Origin of the sequence: Microbacterium sp. GbtcB4, assembly GCF_019091465.1 — a bacterium.
GTDB classification, from domain to species: Bacteria; Actinomycetota; Actinomycetes; order Actinomycetales; family Microbacteriaceae; genus Microbacterium; species Microbacterium paraoxydans.
The window spans coordinates 1-231 of sequence record NZ_JAGXJJ010000731.1; the positions used below are offsets into that span (position 1 = coordinate 1).

1 pseudogene is annotated in these 231 nt (G+C 68.8%); it reads left to right on the forward strand.

From position 1 onward, the window contains the following. Nucleotides 1-231: pseudogene (locus KVS71_RS19425) on the forward strand (Lrp/AsnC family transcriptional regulator); the annotation flags it as partial.

Below are 231 nucleotides of genomic sequence, written 5' to 3' on the forward strand. Positions count from 1 at the left end.
CGCGACACCGTGCCGGAGGTACGGGTGGGCTCGATGTCGGAGCTCCGCGTCCTGCTCGCGCGCACCCGCGGCAGCGCCGGCGTGCTCGACACCAACACGATCATCTACTCGACCGTGAACAAGGGCTTCTTCGTCTCGGAGTATCACGGCGGCGTGACCCACGACGGCATCGACGAAGCCCTCACCGAGCACCTGCAGTCCGCCGGGCGGATGAGCTTCCGTGCCCTCGGC